This window comes from Gottfriedia solisilvae (assembly GCF_002128405.1).
Classification (GTDB): Bacteria; Bacillota; Bacilli; order Bacillales; family Bacillaceae_G; genus Gottfriedia; species Gottfriedia solisilvae.
Genome location: NZ_NETJ01000003.1, coordinates 402226 through 422099 on the forward strand (window position 1 = coordinate 402226; position 19874 = coordinate 422099).

The 19874-nt window shown below is 32.9% G+C and carries 12 protein-coding genes and 1 riboswitch; of the genes, 11 read left to right on the forward strand and 1 reads right to left on the reverse strand.

Annotated features, from left to right (window positions below; translation table 11 throughout):
* Window positions 1-8 precede the first annotated feature (8 nt).
* Window positions 9-1442 (reverse strand): hypothetical protein, encoded by a 1434-nt coding sequence (locus CAB05_RS11260; RefSeq protein WP_087999932.1) that lies wholly within the window; start codon window positions 1440-1442, stop codon window positions 9-11.
* Window positions 1443-1697: 255 nt separating this feature from the next.
* Here CAB05_RS11260 and aceB point away from each other — a divergent pair, with 255 nt between their 5' ends.
* The 11 genes from aceB (at window position 1698) to addA (ending at window position 19718) form a co-directional block, all read left to right on the forward strand.
* Window positions 1698-3284, forward strand: coding sequence for a malate synthase A (gene aceB, locus CAB05_RS11265; protein WP_087999933.1), 1587 nt, complete (start codon window positions 1698-1700; stop codon window positions 3282-3284).
* A 19-nt stretch (window positions 3285-3303) separates the two neighbouring features.
* Entirely contained in the window at window positions 3304-4593 is a 1290-nt protein-coding gene (aceA, locus tag CAB05_RS11270) for an isocitrate lyase (protein WP_087999934.1), read from the forward strand.
* A gap of 243 nt (window positions 4594-4836) precedes the next feature.
* Complete coding sequence (locus CAB05_RS11275; RefSeq protein ID WP_087999935.1) at window positions 4837-5412, forward strand: competence protein ComK; 576 nt, start codon at window positions 4837-4839, stop codon at window positions 5410-5412.
* Window positions 5413-5680: 268 nt separating this feature from the next.
* Window positions 5681-6019 (forward strand): DUF5655 domain-containing protein, encoded by a 339-nt coding sequence (locus CAB05_RS11280; RefSeq protein ID WP_087999936.1) that lies wholly within the window; start codon window positions 5681-5683, stop codon window positions 6017-6019.
* A 522-nt stretch (window positions 6020-6541) separates the two neighbouring features.
* The gene (locus CAB05_RS11285; protein WP_087999937.1) at window positions 6542-7639 is read left to right on the forward strand and encodes an L-dopachrome tautomerase-related protein; all 1098 of its coding nucleotides are present in this window, start codon (window positions 6542-6544) and stop codon (window positions 7637-7639) included.
* A gap of 738 nt (window positions 7640-8377) precedes the next feature.
* Window positions 8378-8477, forward strand: a riboswitch (purine riboswitch).
* Window positions 8478-8534: 57 nt separating this feature from the next.
* Window positions 8535-9848, forward strand: coding sequence for an amidohydrolase family protein (locus tag CAB05_RS11290; RefSeq protein ID WP_087999938.1), 1314 nt, complete (start codon window positions 8535-8537; stop codon window positions 9846-9848).
* A 479-nt stretch (window positions 9849-10327) separates the two neighbouring features.
* Complete coding sequence (locus CAB05_RS11300) at window positions 10328-10603, forward strand: hypothetical protein (protein ID WP_087999940.1); 276 nt, start codon at window positions 10328-10330, stop codon at window positions 10601-10603.
* A 612-nt stretch (window positions 10604-11215) separates the two neighbouring features.
* Entirely contained in the window at window positions 11216-11857 is a 642-nt protein-coding gene (locus CAB05_RS11305; RefSeq protein WP_087999941.1) for a TVP38/TMEM64 family protein, read from the forward strand.
* 31 nt (window positions 11858-11888) lie between these two features.
* Window positions 11889-12440 carry a signal peptidase I gene (gene lepB / locus CAB05_RS11310; protein WP_087999942.1) on the forward strand — a complete coding sequence of 184 codons (552 nt, stop codon included), beginning with the start codon at window positions 11889-11891 and terminating at the stop codon, window positions 12438-12440.
* A gap of 65 nt (window positions 12441-12505) precedes the next feature.
* On the forward strand, window positions 12506-16009 hold the full coding sequence (addB, locus tag CAB05_RS11315; protein WP_087999943.1) for a helicase-exonuclease AddAB subunit AddB: 3504 nt from the start codon (window positions 12506-12508) through the stop codon (window positions 16007-16009).
* Window positions 16002-19718: a helicase-exonuclease AddAB subunit AddA gene (gene addA / locus CAB05_RS11320; protein ID WP_087999944.1), complete on the forward strand. Its 3717-nt coding sequence runs from the start codon at window positions 16002-16004 to the stop codon at window positions 19716-19718. Before addB ends, addA begins: the two co-directional genes overlap by 8 nt.
* The last annotated feature ends 156 nt before the right edge of the window (window positions 19719-19874 follow it).

Consider the following 19874-nt stretch of genomic DNA (forward strand, 5'->3'; position numbering starts at 1 on the left):
TTTATTATTTACTTAGTAATGTAAAGTACTTTTCCGTTATTGACGAAGGCTGTTTTTTCTTCGCCATCATCTCCATAAGTGAAGGCTAGCTTAGTTGTAGAAGTTGCTGTAATTGAGTTGATTGTTTTATTTGTTTTAAAAATCGGTTTTAACAAGCCGCTTTCTGTTAATTCAAATACTTGATCACCTGATGCGAACGACTGTACAAGCAAAACTTTTCCATCCATTGTTTTCGTTAATATATGGAATTGTTTTCCGTTAAAGAGTGTCATCGTTTGGTTATTTAATGGGTTTTGAACAAGCAGTTTTGTTAATGCATTCTCATCATCCGTATTTTGAGATAAATAACTAATGAAACCACTTGGAAGAACTGTTGGATAAATTTTGTTATCAGGTGTATTTGTTAATTGCACAGCGGTTGCCGTAGCGACAGATGTATCAATTGACCATAGATCTTGGCCAGCAGTTGAATCATCAATTACTGTCGTTTCACCTGTTTCAGGGTCAACTGTAGAAGTCGCTGTTTTTGTAACAGAATATACAAATTTTAATGGTGCTTCTGATGCAATCACTAAATCTGATTTATTTTCTACTTTGTCAGCTGCTAATGTTTTAAATTCACCTGAAGCTAAATCTAGTTGTGAGATGGTTGTATTTTTATCTCCTTCAATAAAGAAAAGCTTCTTAGAATCCCCAGACCAAATTAAACCAGTTTTTGGTTCTACATTTTTATCGAACTTAGTTACTTTAAATGTTTTTAAATCAATCGTGTTAATGATTCCTTCGTCATCAACGAAAACAGCACTGTTACCATTATTTGAAACAATTAAGTCTTGGTATGGTAATGTCTTTTCAATTTTCATTGAAATTGGATTCAGAATATAAGATTGTAAAGTATCTTCTGTATCACCAGTTACTAATAGCTTTCCACCAGCTATAAATTGTGTTTCATATGTATCAGCTTGGATTAGTTTTGTTGAACTGATATATAACATTGAAGAATTTTCTGTTTTTATAACTTCTTTTCCAAAAACAGAAGCAAACACCTTCGCATCACCAAATGGAACACCCTTATGATTTACGATTGATAGATTGAATTTCTTATTGTTTAACAGAGTTGAGTTTGATTTGAAATTGAATTGTAAGCTTGTTTTTGTTTTACCGGAGACCAATTTATATTCAATGGAGTTCGTTTTCTTGTTGAGGTTAGATGTAATTTTTAAAGCTGTGCTTAAATCCTTTAAAGAATATAATTCTTTGCTACCGTGTTTGATCGTTGCAATATTTTTTAATGAACCGTCAACTGAGATCTGTTTTTTTGCTGTTACATAATTTACTGATGATACTTTGGATGCAGCATGCACAGAATCATGAAGGGTCGGTATTACTTGGCTCGTTATGATTGTAGAAGCTACAACAAGAGCTGGAATTACTTTCTTCATTTTCTTTCCCCCTAGGAATTTAGTAATGTTTATTACAATGTTAATCCTACATTTGAAATGTTGAGGAAATATAAAGAAGTCAGAATGTTTTGTAAAAAACTGGTAAATAGTTTGTGAACATTCTTTTTTTTTCTGATTATTGTTGTCGAAAATTCTTTGGAAAAATTTTCTGAATTTAATATCCATTTTGAATAGTCTGTTATATAATAAATCAAGAAAGTAAAAACTGTTATATAACTGGAACGGAGGAAATGTATGACTACTGAGCTATCGGGAATTAAAGTACTTGGTAATCAAGTAGAGAGATCAGCTGACATTTTGACGAATGAAGCACTACGGTTTCTACAGGAGCTACATGAGCATTTTGAAAATCGTAGGCAGCAATTACTTTTAAGTAGAAAAGAGAGAATGAATTTTTTACAAAATGGAGGGAGGCTTTGTTTTTTAGAGGAAACAAAGCATATTCGTGAAAGTGATTGGACAATTGCTCCATTACCTTCTGATTTACAGGACAGAAGAGTAGAGATTACAGGACCTGTCGATCGAAAAATGATCATAAACGCATTAAACTCAGATGCATTTGTGTTTATGGCTGATTTTGAAGATGCAACTTCACCGACATGGGAAAATATCATTTCAGGTCAAGTTAATTTAAGAGATGCAGTGAACAGAACAATATCACTTGAATCAAAAGGAAAAACCTATTCATTAAAAGAGAAGCCTGCTGTACTAATTGTCAGACCTAGAGGATGGCATTTAGATGAAAAACACATCACTGTTAATGGTGTTTCAATGTCTGGTAGTTTAGTTGATTTTGGACTTTATTTTTTCCACAATGCAAAGCAGTCGATTGCAAATGGATCTGGCCCATATTTTTATCTACCTAAAATGGAAAGCTATCTAGAGGCTCGACTTTGGAATGATGTGTTTGTATTTGCTCAGGATAAATTAAATATTCCAGGGGGAACGATTAAAGCAACTGTATTAATTGAAACGATTGCTGCATCGTTTGAAATGGAAGAGATTTTATACGAATTAAAAGAACATTCTGCGGGATTTAATTGTGGTAGATGGGACTATATTTTTAGTTTTATTAAAATGATGCGTTATGACAAAACTATGATTCTTCCAGACCGATCTGTTGTCACAATGGAAGTTCCATTTATGCGCGCTTATTCTCAAAAAGTTATTCAAACTTGTCATAAGAGAAATGCACCAGCAATTGGTGGAATGGCAGCGCAGATCCCAATTAAAGATGATGAAGAAAAAAATGAAATTGCATTTGAAAAAGTTAAACGAGATAAAGAACGTGAAGCAAGAGACGGACATGATGGAACTTGGGTAGCACATCCTGGACTTGTGCCAGTCGCTCTAGAACAATTCAACCGCTATATGCCAACACAAAATCAAATTCACAGAAAACGTGAAGATGTAAATGTAACTGAGACGGATTTAGTCGAGCTACCTAGTGGGGGAATTACCGAACAAGGACTTCGAACGAATATAACAGTTGCCATTCAATATATTGAAGCTTGGTTAAGTGGTCGTGGTGCAGTGCCACTTTACAATTTAATGGAAGATGCAGCTACTGCAGAAATTTCACGTGCTCAGATTTGGCAATGGATCCGTCATGAAAAAGGTGTGTTAGAGGATGGTACAAACATAACGCTTGAGTTTGTTGATTTGTTAAAACAGGAAGAAATGATGAAGCTAGAACTTGAGCTTGGCAAAGAGCTTTTTGAACGAAAACATTTTAAAAAAGCAATTGAGTTATTTGATGATCTAATTAGCAATGATGAGTTTGCTGATTTTCTAACTTTAAAAGGATATGACTACCTATAATTCCAAGGAGGAAATGAAAATGACAAATAATCGTGAAAAACGTATTGCAGAATTACAAGAAAGCTGGGAATTTGACTCAAGATGGAATGGTGTTACTCGTCCATATTCTGCAGCGGAAGTAATTAAATTAAGAGGTTCTATTGATATAGAGCATACTTTAGCAAGACGTGGTTCTGAAAAACTGTGGAAATTATTAAATGAAGAAAATTATGTAAACGCATTAGGTGCTTTAACTGGTAACCAAGCGATTCAACAAGTGAAAGCTGGATTAAAAGCAATTTATTTAAGTGGTTGGCAGGTAGCTGCTGATGCAAATTTATCTGGTCAAATGTATCCTGACCAAAGTCTATACCCTGCGAACTCAGTTCCTGCGGTAGTAAAACGTATCAATCAAGCTTTCCAACGTGCGGATCAAATTCAATATGTTGAAGGTGGAGAAGAGTTAGATTATTTTGCACCGATTGTTGCTGACGCAGAAGCTGGTTTTGGTGGACAATTAAATGTATTTGAATTAATGAAAGGCATGATTGAAGCAGGTGCGGCAGGAGTACACTTTGAAGACCAATTATCTTCAGAGAAAAAATGTGGCCATTTAGGCGGAAAAGTTCTATTACCAACTCAAACTGCAATTCGCAATTTAATTTCTGCTAGATTAGCAGCTGATGTTATGGGTGTTCCGACTATCATTGTTGCACGTACTGATGCGGATGCAGCTGACTTAATTACGAGTGATATCGACCCTGTTGATCAACAATTTATTACTGGAGACAGAACTCCTGAAGGATTTTATCGTACGAGAGCGGGATTAGACCAAGCAATTGCTCGTGGTCTAGCATATGCTCCTTATGCAGATTTAATTTGGTGTGAAACGTCAGAACCAAATTTAGAAGATGCGAAACGTTTTGCAGATGAAATTCATGCACAATTCCCAGGGAAACTTTTAGCATATAATTGTTCTCCATCATTTAACTGGAAGAAGAAATTAGATGATGAAACAATTGAAACATTCCAACAGCAAATTGCTGAAATGGGCTACAAATTCCAATTCGTAACACTTGCAGGTTTCCATGCACTAAACTTCGGGATGTTTGAATTAGCTCGAAAGTACAAAGAAAGAGGAATGGGAGCATATTCTGAATTACAACAAGCAGAGTTTGCTAGTGAACAATTCGGTTACACTGCAACACGTCACCAACGCGAAGTTGGTACTGGTTACTTTGATGAAGTTGCTCAAGTAATCTCAGGTGGAACTTCTTCAACTACAGCATTAAAAGGATCTACTGAAGAGGAACAATTTACAGAAAAATAATAAGTAAAAAAAGCCATTTATTTCACATTTAAGTAGAAATAAGTGGCTTTTTTGCAATTAAACTTTAGTAAACTTCGACAATTTTGTTAAAGGTTTCACAAAAAAGATTTTCGCCCTTTGAATTATGTTAATATACTTCTAGCAACCTTGTATTTACATAATTTCGACTTAATAATATTGTAATCTTTTATTTCATCGCATGAAGACATTACTATTTTATGAATTAAAAGGAGGAATCAAAGAATGAATCATGTGAAAGGTAAGGTAAAAGTATTAACTGAGTACGAAATTAATAAATCGACTATGGCAATCATTCCAGAGTATACAGTTGATTTAGCAGTTGTTTCTAAAATATATGAAACAGATGATAATTTCTATGTATTAATGAAACCAATCGAAATAATTGAAAGAAGCTGCGCTTATTTTGGGTCCAGCTACAAAGGCAGGCGTGAAGGAACCAAGCAAATGATATCAATTACGCACAAGCCACCAATTGCCATAAGTGCAATGAATCAAATATTCTTTTTCCCCACTTCCTCATCACTAAAAATTGAATGTTCCTGGATTTCCTACAACCACGTCTCGAACTTCAAAGGTGGAAAATACAATCGTTCAATTGTCCAATTTTTTAATGGAGTAGAAATACCTCTAGAAATTTCCCGCGGGTCCTTTGAAAATCAACTATACAGAACAGCACACCTAAGAGCCATCTATGAAGATCGTTTAAACCCTGAAAACATTCAACAGAAAACATATAAGCTAATCCCAGACAAAGAGATCACATCCTATTTAAAGGGTGAAATGATACACGAAAAATAGAATTAAAAGATAAAAGATAAAAAACTACTTTAAATAAAGTAGTTTTTTATTTTTGTAACAAGCAACATAGGCTCTGTTAAAGTCGATTGTTGATTTTCCTTATTCAACTAAAACCTAATAAAAATAGGTCAACCAGAAAAATCTGGCTAACCTTATAATACGAAATGACAGTTTAGTTGAATAAAGATAATTGTAAAATGATGTAAAAAGAGGCAAAATAAATGATAATACAATCTTCTGTGGTAAGAAGAAATAAGGAGATGACAATATGTCAGAAGATGAATTATTCTCAAATAAGGCATCTAATGTTTATGAAATATATTCAAAGATCCTCGATTTATTGAAAGAAATAGGTGCATTTGAAATTGAGTTTAAAAAGACTTCTATTCATCTTTTGAATAAATCTTCCTTTGGAGGAGTTCATCCAAAAAAGAAATGGTTAGATTTTAATTTAGTAACAAACCATCAAATTGAACACGAAAAGATTACTAAAATTGAACAAGTTTCCAAAAAACGATTTCACAATAATTTTAGATTCCATAATGTGGACGAGCTAAATCAAGAGTTTTTAATTCTTTTAAAAGAATCATATCAATTGATGTGTTAGTTAGAGAAAGGATATTTATTACCAATGAATATCAGTTTCTTTGGATTTATATCTGGTCTATTATTTGGTGTATATCTGTAATATTAATGCTCCCGACGAAATCTGAAGATAAGCTCATTGCTATGATCGGTTTTCATTTATTGATCGTTTTACAATTGGTTTCTTATTATCAATAACTGTTCTTCCACGGTATGGTTGGACAAAAGGAATTTTGTTAGGGGTGTTAATTAGCCTCCCAGACGCACTGATTACAAAATCCTATATACTAATCATTGGCTTAGGAGTAATCGGAGGAGTTATTATTATTTAGAACAAACTCGATTGGCTGAATAGTCGATTTATAAAATGTGATATGAGTGTAATAAAACCACTAGAAGAGCGTTCTTTCTTTTTACCAGAAAAAACTTATCCTTGGGTAAAAATGTGGGATTATAGAGAAAAAAGCTTATTAAGAAACATGCACTAGAAAAAATATAAATCATATATAGGAGATATCCCGTTTGAATACTAGAGGAGGATATTATGAAACCTATGTTACCTAGTGAAAAATATTTCGGTAATTTAGAACTAGTTTATGAATTTTATGGGGCTATGCCTACAGGTGTTACTGTTTCAGAAACCGGTCGTATTTTTATTTGTTTTCCGAAATGGGGAGACGATGTTAAATTTACGGTGGGGGAAATTGTTGGCGATAAATTGCAGCCTTATCCTAATTTACAAACCAATTTGGTAAACCCCGAGAATATCACAATGACTTTCATCAGTGTCCAAAGTGTAGTTGCTGATGGAAGGGGAACGCTTTGGATATTAGATACAGCGGCACCCAATTTTTCTGAACCTATTAAGGGGGGGGCAAAATTAGTCGCTGTTGATTTAGATACCAATACAATAAGAAAAGTATATACCTTTACAGAAGAGGTGGTCCTGCCTACAACTTATCTGAATGATGTCCGTTTTGATTTTCGTGTTGGAAAAGCAGGTTATGCCTATATAACGGATTCTTCTTCAAGAGGACCAGGAGCTATTATCGTCGTAGATTTATCAAATGGAAATGCGTTTAGACGGTTAAACGGGGCAAATTCAACTTCACCCGATCCCTATTTTTTACCGAAAGTAGAAGGACAAATTTTAATGAATCGAAACAAAGACGGTTCAACTTCTGCATTTAGATTGGCGTCTGATAGTCTTGCGATTTCTCCCGATGGAAAGATATTATTTTTTGCTCCACTAACCAGTCGTCATTTGTTCTCGATTTCAACAGAAGCCCTGAGAGACAGAACGATATCGGACATGGATGTACCTTATCATGTGAAGTATTGGGGAGAAAAAGGTGCGTCTGATGGAATGATCACCGATGCAAAGGGAACTGTTTATGCTGGAGATTATGAAAACAACAGTATCCGTAAGATATTTCCAAATGGTATAATGGAAACTATCGCACATGATCCGAGAATTTTGTGGCCAGATACTTTTTCAATTGGTCCGGATCAATATTTGTATTTCATTGTGAACCAATTACATCGACAGCCTAGATTTCATTATGGAGAAGACTTACGACAGAAACCTTATAGTTTACTTCGTATAAAAATTGATGAATTCCCTTCTCCAACCTTTTCATAATAAAAATAGTCAATTTTATGTTTATTTTAGAAAAACGACTCATAAGAGTCGTTTTTAAAATTAATTTTTATTATAAAAAAGGTCTGGTTTTCCACAATTTGGGCACTCATATTCATAATGATCTTGAATTACCTTACTACTATTTGAATATTCGTCATTAGTGGAAATGTTTGAATTACAGTTTGGACAGTTAATGCTTGTTTTGGGGGATTTGTTTTTTGAATACTCCATATTCATACATCCTTTCTTTTCATTTCTTGATAAATCCTTTATATTTTACCCATTAAATTATATATCCTATTAAATTAATACACTTGATTAAAAAATGATATTCTTCTTTAATGGGAATGTCCTTTTCTATTAATTCTTAAAGCTGATGAATCGGATTAATTATGCTAATAAAATTAGAAAGTGCATATTTATTTATTTTATTTTGCATGTGATAGTTGAATAACTGCTCCTAGTTATTTTTAAATGAAAAATAAAAAAACGTTTGCTATAAGTTGGTGGTTAATCAATCTATTTTTAATTTCTTATTCAACTAACTGGCGCGTTAGTCTAATAAGGAATTTGATTTTCATAATTGAAGAATCTCTAAGAAAATTGTTATATACTTGACTACTAAGACCCATTGCAAATTAGTGGGAATGAATTTGACATGTACTACGTTCAATCATCTTAAAATCTGTTAAATTATAGAAAATATTGAACTTTGCCCATTATTCATTTATGATAAGTCATATAAATTCATAAATCGATTGTATAACCTCATTGATATGGTATGAGGGTCTCTACCAGGAACCGTAAAATCCTGATTACGAAAAAAATGTTTTTTAACATTTTTTTTCGTAATCAGGATTTTTTTTATTTTAACAAGATTTAGGAGGAATTTGAGATGAAAACAATATATATTAACGCTACTTTTTTTACAATGGATAAGGAAAATCGAATCTTTTCAAACGGTATGATGATTGTACAAAATCGATCAATTATCTATATTGGTGAACGTAATGAAGAACTACTCGCAGATGCAGATCAAGTAGTGGATCTTATTGGTAAATGGGTGATGCCTGGTCTAGTGAACACTCATTCGCATATATTAATGACACTATTACGTGGTATCGGTGATGATATGCTACTAAAACCTTGGCTTGAAACGAAAATATGGCCAATCGAAAAGCAATTTACATCTGAAATTGCATCTGTGAGTGCACAACTGGGCATTTTGGAGATGCTTAAGTCAGGAACAACTACATTCTCAGATATGTTTAATCCTAACGGTATTGATCCTAATGTTGTAATGGAGACCATTGCTGAAACAGGAATTCGTGGGGCATTTTCTTATTCAATTTTTAGTTTCGGTACAGAACAAGAACAAAAAATGAATCTAATAGGTGCTGAACAGTTTTCTAAGGACTACAAAAATTTTGCTGATGGGCGACTAACAACAATGGTAGCACCTCATAGTCCATATGCATGTAGCCCGGAAGCACTTATTGAAAGTGCTAGAATTGCAAAGGAAAATGATTTAATGATTCACATCCATGTATCAGAAACTGATTATGAAATCTTAGACATTGAAACTCGTTATGGAAATCGACCTGTAGAGCACCTTCGTAAACTAGGCATATTTGATCAACTAACAGTGATGGCTCATGGTGTGGTTCTTAACGATGAAGAGAGAGCAATATTAAAGCAATATGATGTACGAGTTGCTCACAATCCAATTAGTAATTTGAAGCTAGGTTCTGGTATTGCTGATGTTGTTGGTCTTTTAGATGCGGGAATTAAAGTAGGAATTGCAACAGACAGCACAGCTTCTAATAACAATCTAGATATGTTTGAGGAAGTTAGAACTGCTGCATTACTACAAAAAGGGATATATAAAGATGCGACTAAATTCTCTGCACAAACTGCATTAACCTTGGCTACCAGAGGTGGAGCTGAAGTGATAAGGATGGGACATACAGGCTCTCTTGAAGTAAATAAAAAGGCAGATTTTATTACAATTTATCCTTATAATAAAGAGCATTTACAACCAATAACTGCAGCATATTCACATTTACTTTATTCGGCACGAGGAAGTGATGTATGCGATGTATACATCGATGGAAAAACAATTGTAAAGGATGGTAAATGCTTATCGATTGACGAAGAAAAAGTGATTTACGAATCGAATCGCCTCCTTAATAATCTTACAACTAACTAAAATCAATGGTACGATGTTGTTCACATATTTAGCTTAATTTAGTTGCATAAAATCAAGAGTCGCAAATGCGGCTTTTTTTTATTTTAGTCACAGGCAGGATAGATGAAGAAGGAAAAATTCCCCAAACCAAAAGACTAATTAGATTGGTATAATTAATAAAAAATACTTCTATAAGTGGTGATACAGGATGAAAAAAGGGGTTATGTTCCTTTATTGTGTTTTTATAGTTTTGGAGTTTCAATTAGTCTTGTTTTGCAGTAGGATTGCTTCAAACTATTTCGCTGTTCAAGCTAATATTAATCCCTTGTCAAAAAACGCTTCATTTTTAACATTATTATTTATGCTCTCTGCGGTTCTTGGAATAATAATATGTATTTTACATTTGTTTATTTTTAAAAAGTATTTAAAAAAATAGAATTGTATGTTTAACTAACGTATTCGTTAGTTGAAGATCGATTTCTAAAAACTGGGGTAAAGCAATGTATGAATTCGAACATGAGATAAAGAGAAAAGAAAAAGTATATAAGAATTACATAATTTTATATATGATAAGTGCATTAATAAATTTAAGTTTCTTATTAATGGATGGTGAAATTCTTCGGGGGATATGTAGTCTCCTATTTGTTTTAATTATCCTAAATTTTGGTTTACGCAAAAAAGCTTGGGCTATATGGATTATAAAATATATGGTTTGGATAAATATTATTGCCCTCATAATTATTTTATTCGCCAAGGGAATTGAACTAATGCAGTAATTTCCTTAAGCAATTTATAAAGACTGTCTAAAAAAGACAGTCTTTATCAGTTTAGAATAGAGTCAAATAAAACACAAATATCAACACAAATGTGGGTCATGCATGCGTTACGACAGGACGTCGTGGTTTTAGCATGCCTACCTTTTTCGAGGAGGCTCACAAAGCACCTAAAGTGAAAATCTAGCAAATTCTTTATTAATTTAACAAAACAAATAGCAACACTGCATTAAAAGAAAGTTTGAACAACACTCTTTCAAAAAAAAGAAAGATTGGAACGGAAGAAAGCTCGACTCCTATGGGAGATGCGGGAAGGTGAGACCCCACAGGCGAAGCCGAGGAGGCTCACCGCCTGCCCCATGGAAAGCGAGCATTCTGAAGTGTAAATCCAGAAATACTTTTTTTTAATACAAGAAAAATACGCGTAAATTAGACTATTATTTGTAATATTATCCAATAAAAAAAGTAAATAATAAACTGTTAAAGTTATATAAAAATATTTCTACAAAAATAAGCCTTATAATGATTTATTATTATTGAATAAATAGTTATATGTGATAATGTTAACAGTAAGGATACAATTTTGAAAAATGGCTTAAGGAGATTCACATTTAAATGAACGTTTATGATATAAAGTCTTTTTTTACAGAAGAACACTTTCTACATCTTATCGAACAATATAAAGACTATGGCCCGTTAATTGGAATATCAATACCTTTCATAGAAGCAATATTTCCAATACTTCCTTTAGTCGTTTTTGTTTTTGCAAATGCAGCAGCTTTTGGACCACTACTAGGGTTTTTATATTCATGGATAGGATCTTGCTTAGGTTCAATTTTATTATTTTATATTGTTAGAAAATTTGGTCAGAAACGATTTTTTTCATTTATAAATAAACACAAAAAAGTTAAATCATCAATTGGATGGATTGAAAAAAGAGGCTTTGGACCAATTTTCATTATGTTTGCCTTTCCATTTTCACCTTCTTTTTTGATTAATATTGTAGCAGGTTTATCAAGAATGAATATATCTCAATTTCTAATCGCTTTAGTTCTAGGTAAATTTACAATGATTGCCATGATTAGTTACTTAGGAAAAGATTTAACAGCAGTGTTTGATAAACCAATCAAAGCATTGTACATAGGTATTTTTATTTTTGCATTATGGATCGTTGGAAAAGTGATTGAGAAACGCATGAACATCCACGAAAAATCAACTGAGAATCAAGGTATGCCTCAACCGTCTGACGAGCAATAATTTTATTATTTCTCTAAGGGAGCGAGCTACTATGTTAAAAAAACAAGTTTTTGACTGGGGTAAAGCGATAGTTTTAGGAGTTGCAATTGCCTTTATTGTACGTACTTTTTTATTTTCCACTTATGTAGTTGACGGAGAATCAATGATGCCGACTTTAAAGGATGGAAATCTACTGGTCATTAATAAGTTTGGTTACCAACTGGGTGACATTAAACGATTTGATGTAATTGTTTTTCATGCAAATGAAGAAGAGGATTATGTTAAGCGTGTGATTGGCTTGCCTGGAGATTCTATTGAATATAAAAATGATTATCTTTATATCAATAATGAAAAAATGAAAGAACCATATTTAAATGAATATAAAAATGTTTTAAAAGGCGTACCGTTTACTGGTGATTTTAGTTTGAATGAAATTACTGGTAAAACAAAGGTTCCACCTGGATATGTGTTTGTTGAAGGGGATAATCGACCTAAAAGCTATGATAGTCGATTGTTTGGTTTTGTAAAAATTGATAAAATTGTGGGGAAAGTAGATTTACTATATTGGCCAATTTCTAATATGGATACGAACTTTAACAAATAAGCTCCTTAGGGGGCTTTTCTTTATAAGTAAAAATAGAAAATAAATTGAAGGAGGTTACCTAAGATATGGCATTTCAGTTTATTTTAGGCCGAACAGGTAGTGGGAAGACACATGCAATTATAAATGAAATGACTGAAAGAATGAAAAGTGAACACAGAAATATGATTTTAATTGTTCCTGATCAAATGACGTTTCAGATGGAATATGAGCTTGTAAAAAAACAAGAAAATAAAGCATTATTAAACTCACAAGTATTTAGTTTTACACGTTTAGCTTGGAAGGTTTTACAAGAAACTGGTGGGATTAGTCGAATACATATTGGTGAAATAGGGATCTCAATGATACTCCGAAAAATCATTGAGGAACGAAAAGAAGACTTGAAGATTTTTCATCATGTAGCAGATCAACAAGGATTTTACAAAGAACTATCATCATTAATTGCCGAGTTTAAAGGTTTTCAAGTTTCATCGGAGGATCTAGTTTCAGCCATTGGAAAAATGGAAAATGAGTCTTCGAATGACAAAACATTTATTCAACAAAAAATTAATGATGTTCAAATCGTGTATGAAGCTTTCTCAAACTATATGAAAGATAAGTATCTTGATTCTGAAGATTATTTAAATCTACTAATTCAAGAAATTCCAAAAAGTAACTACGTAAAAGATAGCATCATTTATATCGATGGTTATTATGACTTAGCACCTCAAGAGAGAAGTGTAGTAGAAACGTTAATGAATTATTGTCATGATGTTAAGTTTGCATTGACGATTGACCGTCCATATGATGATACATTACCTAACGAGTTAGATTTATTTCACAAACCAGCTATTTTGTATCAGCAAATGAAACAAAGTGCATTAAGTAGTCATCAAACAATCGAAGCACCAGTCATCTGTCATCATAATCAAAGAAGTAAAACGAAAGCTTTACTTCATCTTGAAGAACATTTCGACAGTAGACCGATTAAAGCATCTTTTGAAACAGAAGGAATCGAAATAATTTCTGCAACAAATAGAAGAGCAGAAGTACAAGCAATTGCCAGAGACATCATCAAAAAAGTACGTGATGAGGGCTACCGATACAAAGATATAGCTATATTTTTAAGAAATGGAGAATCATATTCGCATTTACTATCAACTATTTTCCATACTTATCAAATACCTATTTTTATTGAAGAAAAGCGTTCAATGATTATGCATCCACTATTTACTTTACTTCAGTCAACATTTGATATTATTCAAAAAAATTGGCGATACGAAGCAGTATTCAATGCTTATAAAACGGGGTTAATCTACCCGTATGAAAGTAATTCAAATAAAAATAGAGAAAGACTGGATTTGTTTGAAAACTATTGTATTGCATATGGGAAACAAGGTAAAAAATGGACAATAGATGAAGCTTGGCAATATCGAAAATATCGTTCTACGGATGGTATTAACAAAGGTGTTACAAACGAAGAATTAGAATTCGAACAACTAATTAATGAAGAACGTGATTTATTAGTAAAACCAATTCTTACATTCCAAAGTGAATTAAAGAAAGCTAGCAATGTGAAAGAAATGTGCATAGCTTTATTTCAGTATGTCGAGTCATTAGATATTTCTCGTAAGCTCCAACGATTAAAGGATGAAGCAGAAAATCGCTCAAACTTAATTGAAAGTAAGGATCATGAGCAGGTATGGAAGGGTTTCATCCAACTATTAGATGAATGTGTTGAGTTAATCGGAAACGAAAAGCTGTCTAGGAAAACATTTTTTGAAATTCTACAGACTGGATTTATATCTCTTCAATTTGCAAATGTACCTGCTTCTTTAGATCAAGTAAATATAGCTAATTTTGATCATTCTAGATTACAGCATGTGAAATGCGCATATTTAATTGGAATTAATGAAGGAATTATACCAAGAAAAGTCAGTGAAGATGGATTATTAGGGGATGTAGCTAGAGAGTATTTACAATCTTATGGAATTGAAGTTGCGCCAACTAGTAAGCAGCAACTTTTTGTAGAGAACTTTAATATTTATGTTGGGATGAATCGTGCAAGTCAGAAGCTAATCATCACATATCCACTAACAAGTGACGATGGAAAAGTTCTTGCTCCATCAAGTATTGTGCAGAAAATGAAATCACTATTTCCAACTATTCGTACTCGTTTTGAGAGCGGTGAGTTATCATTCATTTCAACTGAAGAACAGCTTTCATTTGTCACGAACACTGAAACTGCAATCTCGAATTTGGTATCTCAAATCCAAAGTTGGTCAACCAATCTGATTGAAAAGGATATGGACTTGTGGTGGTCACTTTATAATTTACTTCGCAGTCAAGATGGGGTAAAAGAGAATCTTTATAAAGTATTAAACAGTGTTATCTATAGTAATGTTGCGCCAGACCTTGGTGAGGAATTAAGCACAGAATTATACGGTGAAGAATTAAAAGGTTCTGTTTCCAGAATTGAACTGTTTCATCAATGCGCTTATGCTCATTTTGCTCGTTATGGTTTACAGCTTCAAGATCGTGAAGTATATAAATTCGAAGCGTTCGATATGGGTCAGTTATTTCATAGTGCGCTAACAATTATTGGTGAGAATTTACTTAAAGAAGGGAAAAGCTGGAGTAATTTAACCAATTCTGAATGTGATGAGCTAGCAGCAAAAGTTGTAGATGAAATATCTCCTAAATTCCAACGTGAGATTTTATTAAGTTCAAATCGTTATTTGTTCTTAAAAAGAAAGATGAAGGACGTTATTTCAAAGGTGTCTTCAATTTTGAGCCAACAAGAAGGCTCAGGTCAATTTATTCCGATTGCACTTGAAGTTCCTTTTGGCGCAGGCAAACAATTAAACTCATATGAACTTCCGATAGATCAAAAGAAGAAGATGGTATTGAATGGGCGAATTGACAGAATTGATAAAGCATCTAGTGAAAAAGGAGATTATTTACGAATACTAGATTATAAATCCACTAGTAAAGAGTTAAAACTATCTGATGTTTATTATGGATTAGCTCTACAATTGCTCACATATCTTGATATAGCTGTTGCGAATTCAACAAATTTACTTGGAAGACCGGCAGATCCTGCAGGTATTTTATATTTCCATGTCCAAAATCCAATTGTAGATGTAGGAAATAAACATGATATAGAAGAAATTCAAACAGAAATATTTAAAAAGTTTAAAATGAACGGTTTATTACTCGCTAATAGAGATAGCAATGTTTTAATGGATGAAGCCTTAATGGAAGATGGAGGCTCTTCAAATATTGTTCCTGTTTCAATTAAAAAAAGTGGTGAATATACAGCAAATAGTAAAACTGTCAATTTAGAACAATATCCGATGATGACAACTTATATTAAGCAAAAGTTTACGAAAGCTGGGGAACAAATTTTTAAAGGATACGTTGAAGCAAACCCTTATCAGCAAAAAGATAAAATTCCTTGTACTTATTGCTCTTTTCAATCAGTTTGTCAGTTTGATCAAAATGTAAAAGGCAATGAATACCGAGTTTTACCTCCTTTAAAAGACGATGATGCATTACAAAAAATGATAGAGGCGGTGAGAGTCGATGAGTAAGGAAGAGACGAAGGCGCACAAGACGAAATGGACAGCTGATCAACAAAAAGCAATTGATAAAGAGGGCTCTGATATACTTGTAGCGGCTGCAGCAGGCTCTGGAAAGACTGCCGTTTTAGTAGAACGTATGATTCAGAAAATAATACGTGATGAAAATCCGATTAATGTTGATGAACTACTCGTTGTTACATTCACAAAAGCAAGTGCGCAAGAAATGAAAGAAAGAATTGGGATCGCATTAGAAAAACAGTTAGAGCTAAATCCGGGTTCTAATCATTTGCGAAAACAATCTTCTTTATTAAATAAGGCGTCCATTTCGACGATCCATTCATTTTGTACGGAAGTGATTCGATCTAATTATTATTTATTAGAATTAGATCCTAATTTTAGAACTGCTGAAGAAATAGAAATTAAACTTTTAATGGATGAAGTCTTAGAAGAATTATTAGAAGCAGAGTATAGTGATGAATCAAATAATCATTTTTTTGATTTTGTTGATCGGTATACAAGTGATCGAGATGACTCAGATTTACCATCATTAATTTTAAAACTGTACAGGCATGCTATTTCTAATCCAAATCCAAGTGAATTCTTACAGTCATTCGTGAATCAATATGATGTAATTGGTAAAGAAGTTGATGAAATTCCATTTATGGAAGTGTTAAAGAAATATATTCAAGATGATTTAACTACTTGTATAAATGGTTATAAGCAGGCGCTAGAATTAATAAACAGCCCAGATGGGCCAGAAAAGTATGGGGATTTATTTACACAAGAATATTTTGCTTTAGAGTCATTGTTTCATGCTAGTGAATTATCATGGGAAGAAATTCATAAAAGACTTCAAAACATTTCGTTTAATAGACTCCCTACGATAAAGAAAACGGAAGGTGATCAGCGTAAGAAGGAGCTTGCAAAATCCTTCCGAGATAATGCAAAAACTACCATCGAGGATCTAAAAAACAAATTTTTTAGTCGAAGTATTGATGTTCACTTAAAACAAATACATGAGCTCAAGCCTTTGTGTGAGAAGTTAATTTCACTTGTTGAACAATTTATCCACTTATTTAAACAAGCCAAGCTGGAAAATGGGATACTTGATTTCAACGATTTAGAGCATTATGCTTTGGAAATCTTAATGGAGAAAAACGAACAGAATGAACTGATACCTTCTTCTGTTGCGAAGGTTTATCAAGATAAGTTTACTGAGGTTTTAGTAGATGAGTACCAAGATACAAATTATGTTCAAGAATCGATTTTAAGGCTAATTACTAGAGGAGTTGGTGCTTCTGGTAATTTATTCATGGTTGGTGATGTTAAACAATCAATTTATCGATTCCGTTTAGCTGAGCCGGAATTGTTTATATCAAAATATAATACTTTTGAAAAAGAACAAAATGGGAATACAGGTTTACGCATCGATTTATCTAAAAACTTCAGAAGTAGAGCAGAAGTGTTAGATGCGACTAATTTTATCTTTAAACAGATCATGGGCAGAGAACTTGGTGGAATTGAGTATGATGAAGATGCCATGCTAAAACTTGGTGCAACTTACCCAGAATACTCAGACTGTACTTCTGAATTAGTACTATTAACGAAAGAAGATGAAGAGGCCACTCAAGACGAAAATGAAATGATTGTAGAGGAAAAGCTTGAACGAATTGAAGCTAGATATGTTGCAAATCGAATGAAAGAATTAGTAGAAAGTAACTATTTAGTGACGGATAAATCAGGTGTTATGAGACCAGTTAAATATAGTGATATGGCAATTTTAGGTCGCTCATTGTCTAATGCTGATTTATATATTGAAGAATGTAAGGCACTTGGAATTCCACTATATGCAGAAAAATCACGTGATTTATTTGAAACGATTGAAGTAGCTGTGTTTATTAATTTATTAAAAATAATCGATAACACAATTCAAGATATTCCTTTAGCATCTGTATTACGTTCGCCGATGGTTGGGTTAACAGAGCGGGACTTAACTAAGATTCGATTAAACGGTAAAGGCTCATTTTATGATGCGTGTCTTGCTTACCTCAATAATGTTGAGAATATGAACCAACCATTAACGAATAAGTTAAACGATTTCTTTCAACAATTGACGAAATGGAAACAACTAGTAAAAAGAGAATCACTTTCAATTTTTATTTGGAAGGTCTTAAAAGAATCAACCTATTTTGATTTCGTTGGTGGACTACCTGGTGGGAAACAAAGACAAGCTAATTTAATTACCATATTTGACCGAGCTAAAGCTTTAGAAGAAACAAATTATAGAAGTTTATTTCAATTTTTACGTTTCTTGGATCGTATGAAGGATAGAGGCGAAGAATTAGGCGAAGTACGAATGTTAAGTGAACAAGAAAATGTAGTACAAATGATGACGATTCATAAGAGTAAAGGTTTAGAGTTTCCGGTTGTATTTGTTGTGAATACGTCTAAACAGTTTAACATGCAAGATTTATCTGCAAAATTCATTCTACAAAAAGAGTTAGGACTTGGTATGAATTTTGTTCATCCGATTTATCGTACGACAAATAGTACATTGCTTAAGGAAACAATTAAGCGAAAAGAACGTGAGGAGCTAATTTCAGAGGAATTACGTATTCTGTATGTTGCGTTAACGCGTGCAAAAGAAAAGTTAATCTTAGTCGGTAGAGTAAAAGATGTAGAAAAAACAATTGATCAGTGGCGAGAAATTGAAAATTATAAAGAATGGTTATTACCTTTAAATATAATTAGTGGAGCGAAGTGTTATTTGGATTGGATTGGACCGTCTATTATACGACACGATTCAAGTAATGCGATCCGTACTGAAGATGATTTATGGAATACAACAAATGAGATTCAATTTTATCCATGTAGATGGAGTTATTCAATCGTAAATGCGTCTATTGTTCAAGCATTTGAAGGAGAAGAAGAGAAAACTAGTAAAACAGCAGTTTATCAAGCCATTCAAAAGCAAGAAGCTATTGAACTACAGAGCGAGCAATTTAAAGAGATTCTTGAAAGTAATTTAAACTGGAAATATGGCTTCGAACAAGCTACTTTACATCGCCCAAAGCAGTCAGTTACTGAACTGAAAAGAAAAATGCTAGAAGAAGATCCTTATACTCAATCATATCAATCATCGAAAAGCTTTCCTTTAGAGAGACCTAAATTCATGTCTGAACAGAAAATGAATCAGGCTGAAAAAGGGACAGCTACCCATGCAATCATGCAAAATTTAGATTATCAGTTTGTTTCTACAATTGATGAAATAAAGGAACAGATTAATCAAATGGTATTAAAAGAGTTGATTACAAATGAGCAGGCTGCTGTTGTTAATAGCGCTGATATTTATAAGTTCTGTCAATCAAGACTTGGAATCATTGTTCAAAATGCAACTCAAAAAATGCGTGAAGTGCCTTTTAGCTACGGTGTTTATACAGATGAAATATATAAAGACTGGCAAGAAGAAAAAGAGATTGTACTAGTTCAAGGAATTATAGATTTACTATTAATTGAAGGTGAAGAGGTTATATTAGTAGACTATAAAACTGATCGAACAAAATCTTTTACAAGTGATGAAGAGTTGAAAACGGAAGCGATAAAACGCTATGGTATTCAGTTAGACCTTTATTCTAGAGCAATTGAAGCAAGTATGGATAAAAAAGTAACATCCAAATTTTTATATTTCTTTGATGGTGGACATATCATTGAATTATAAAATGTTGATGTAGATACTAAATGTCTCTTAGTGGAACCATAAGAAGACAAAACGAAATGGCAACTAATTAATTAGTTGCCATTTTTTTATGATTATTTTCGTGGGCTAAACGTATGCCCATATATTTTTTAAGATTGTACCAGAGCCAAATAAATT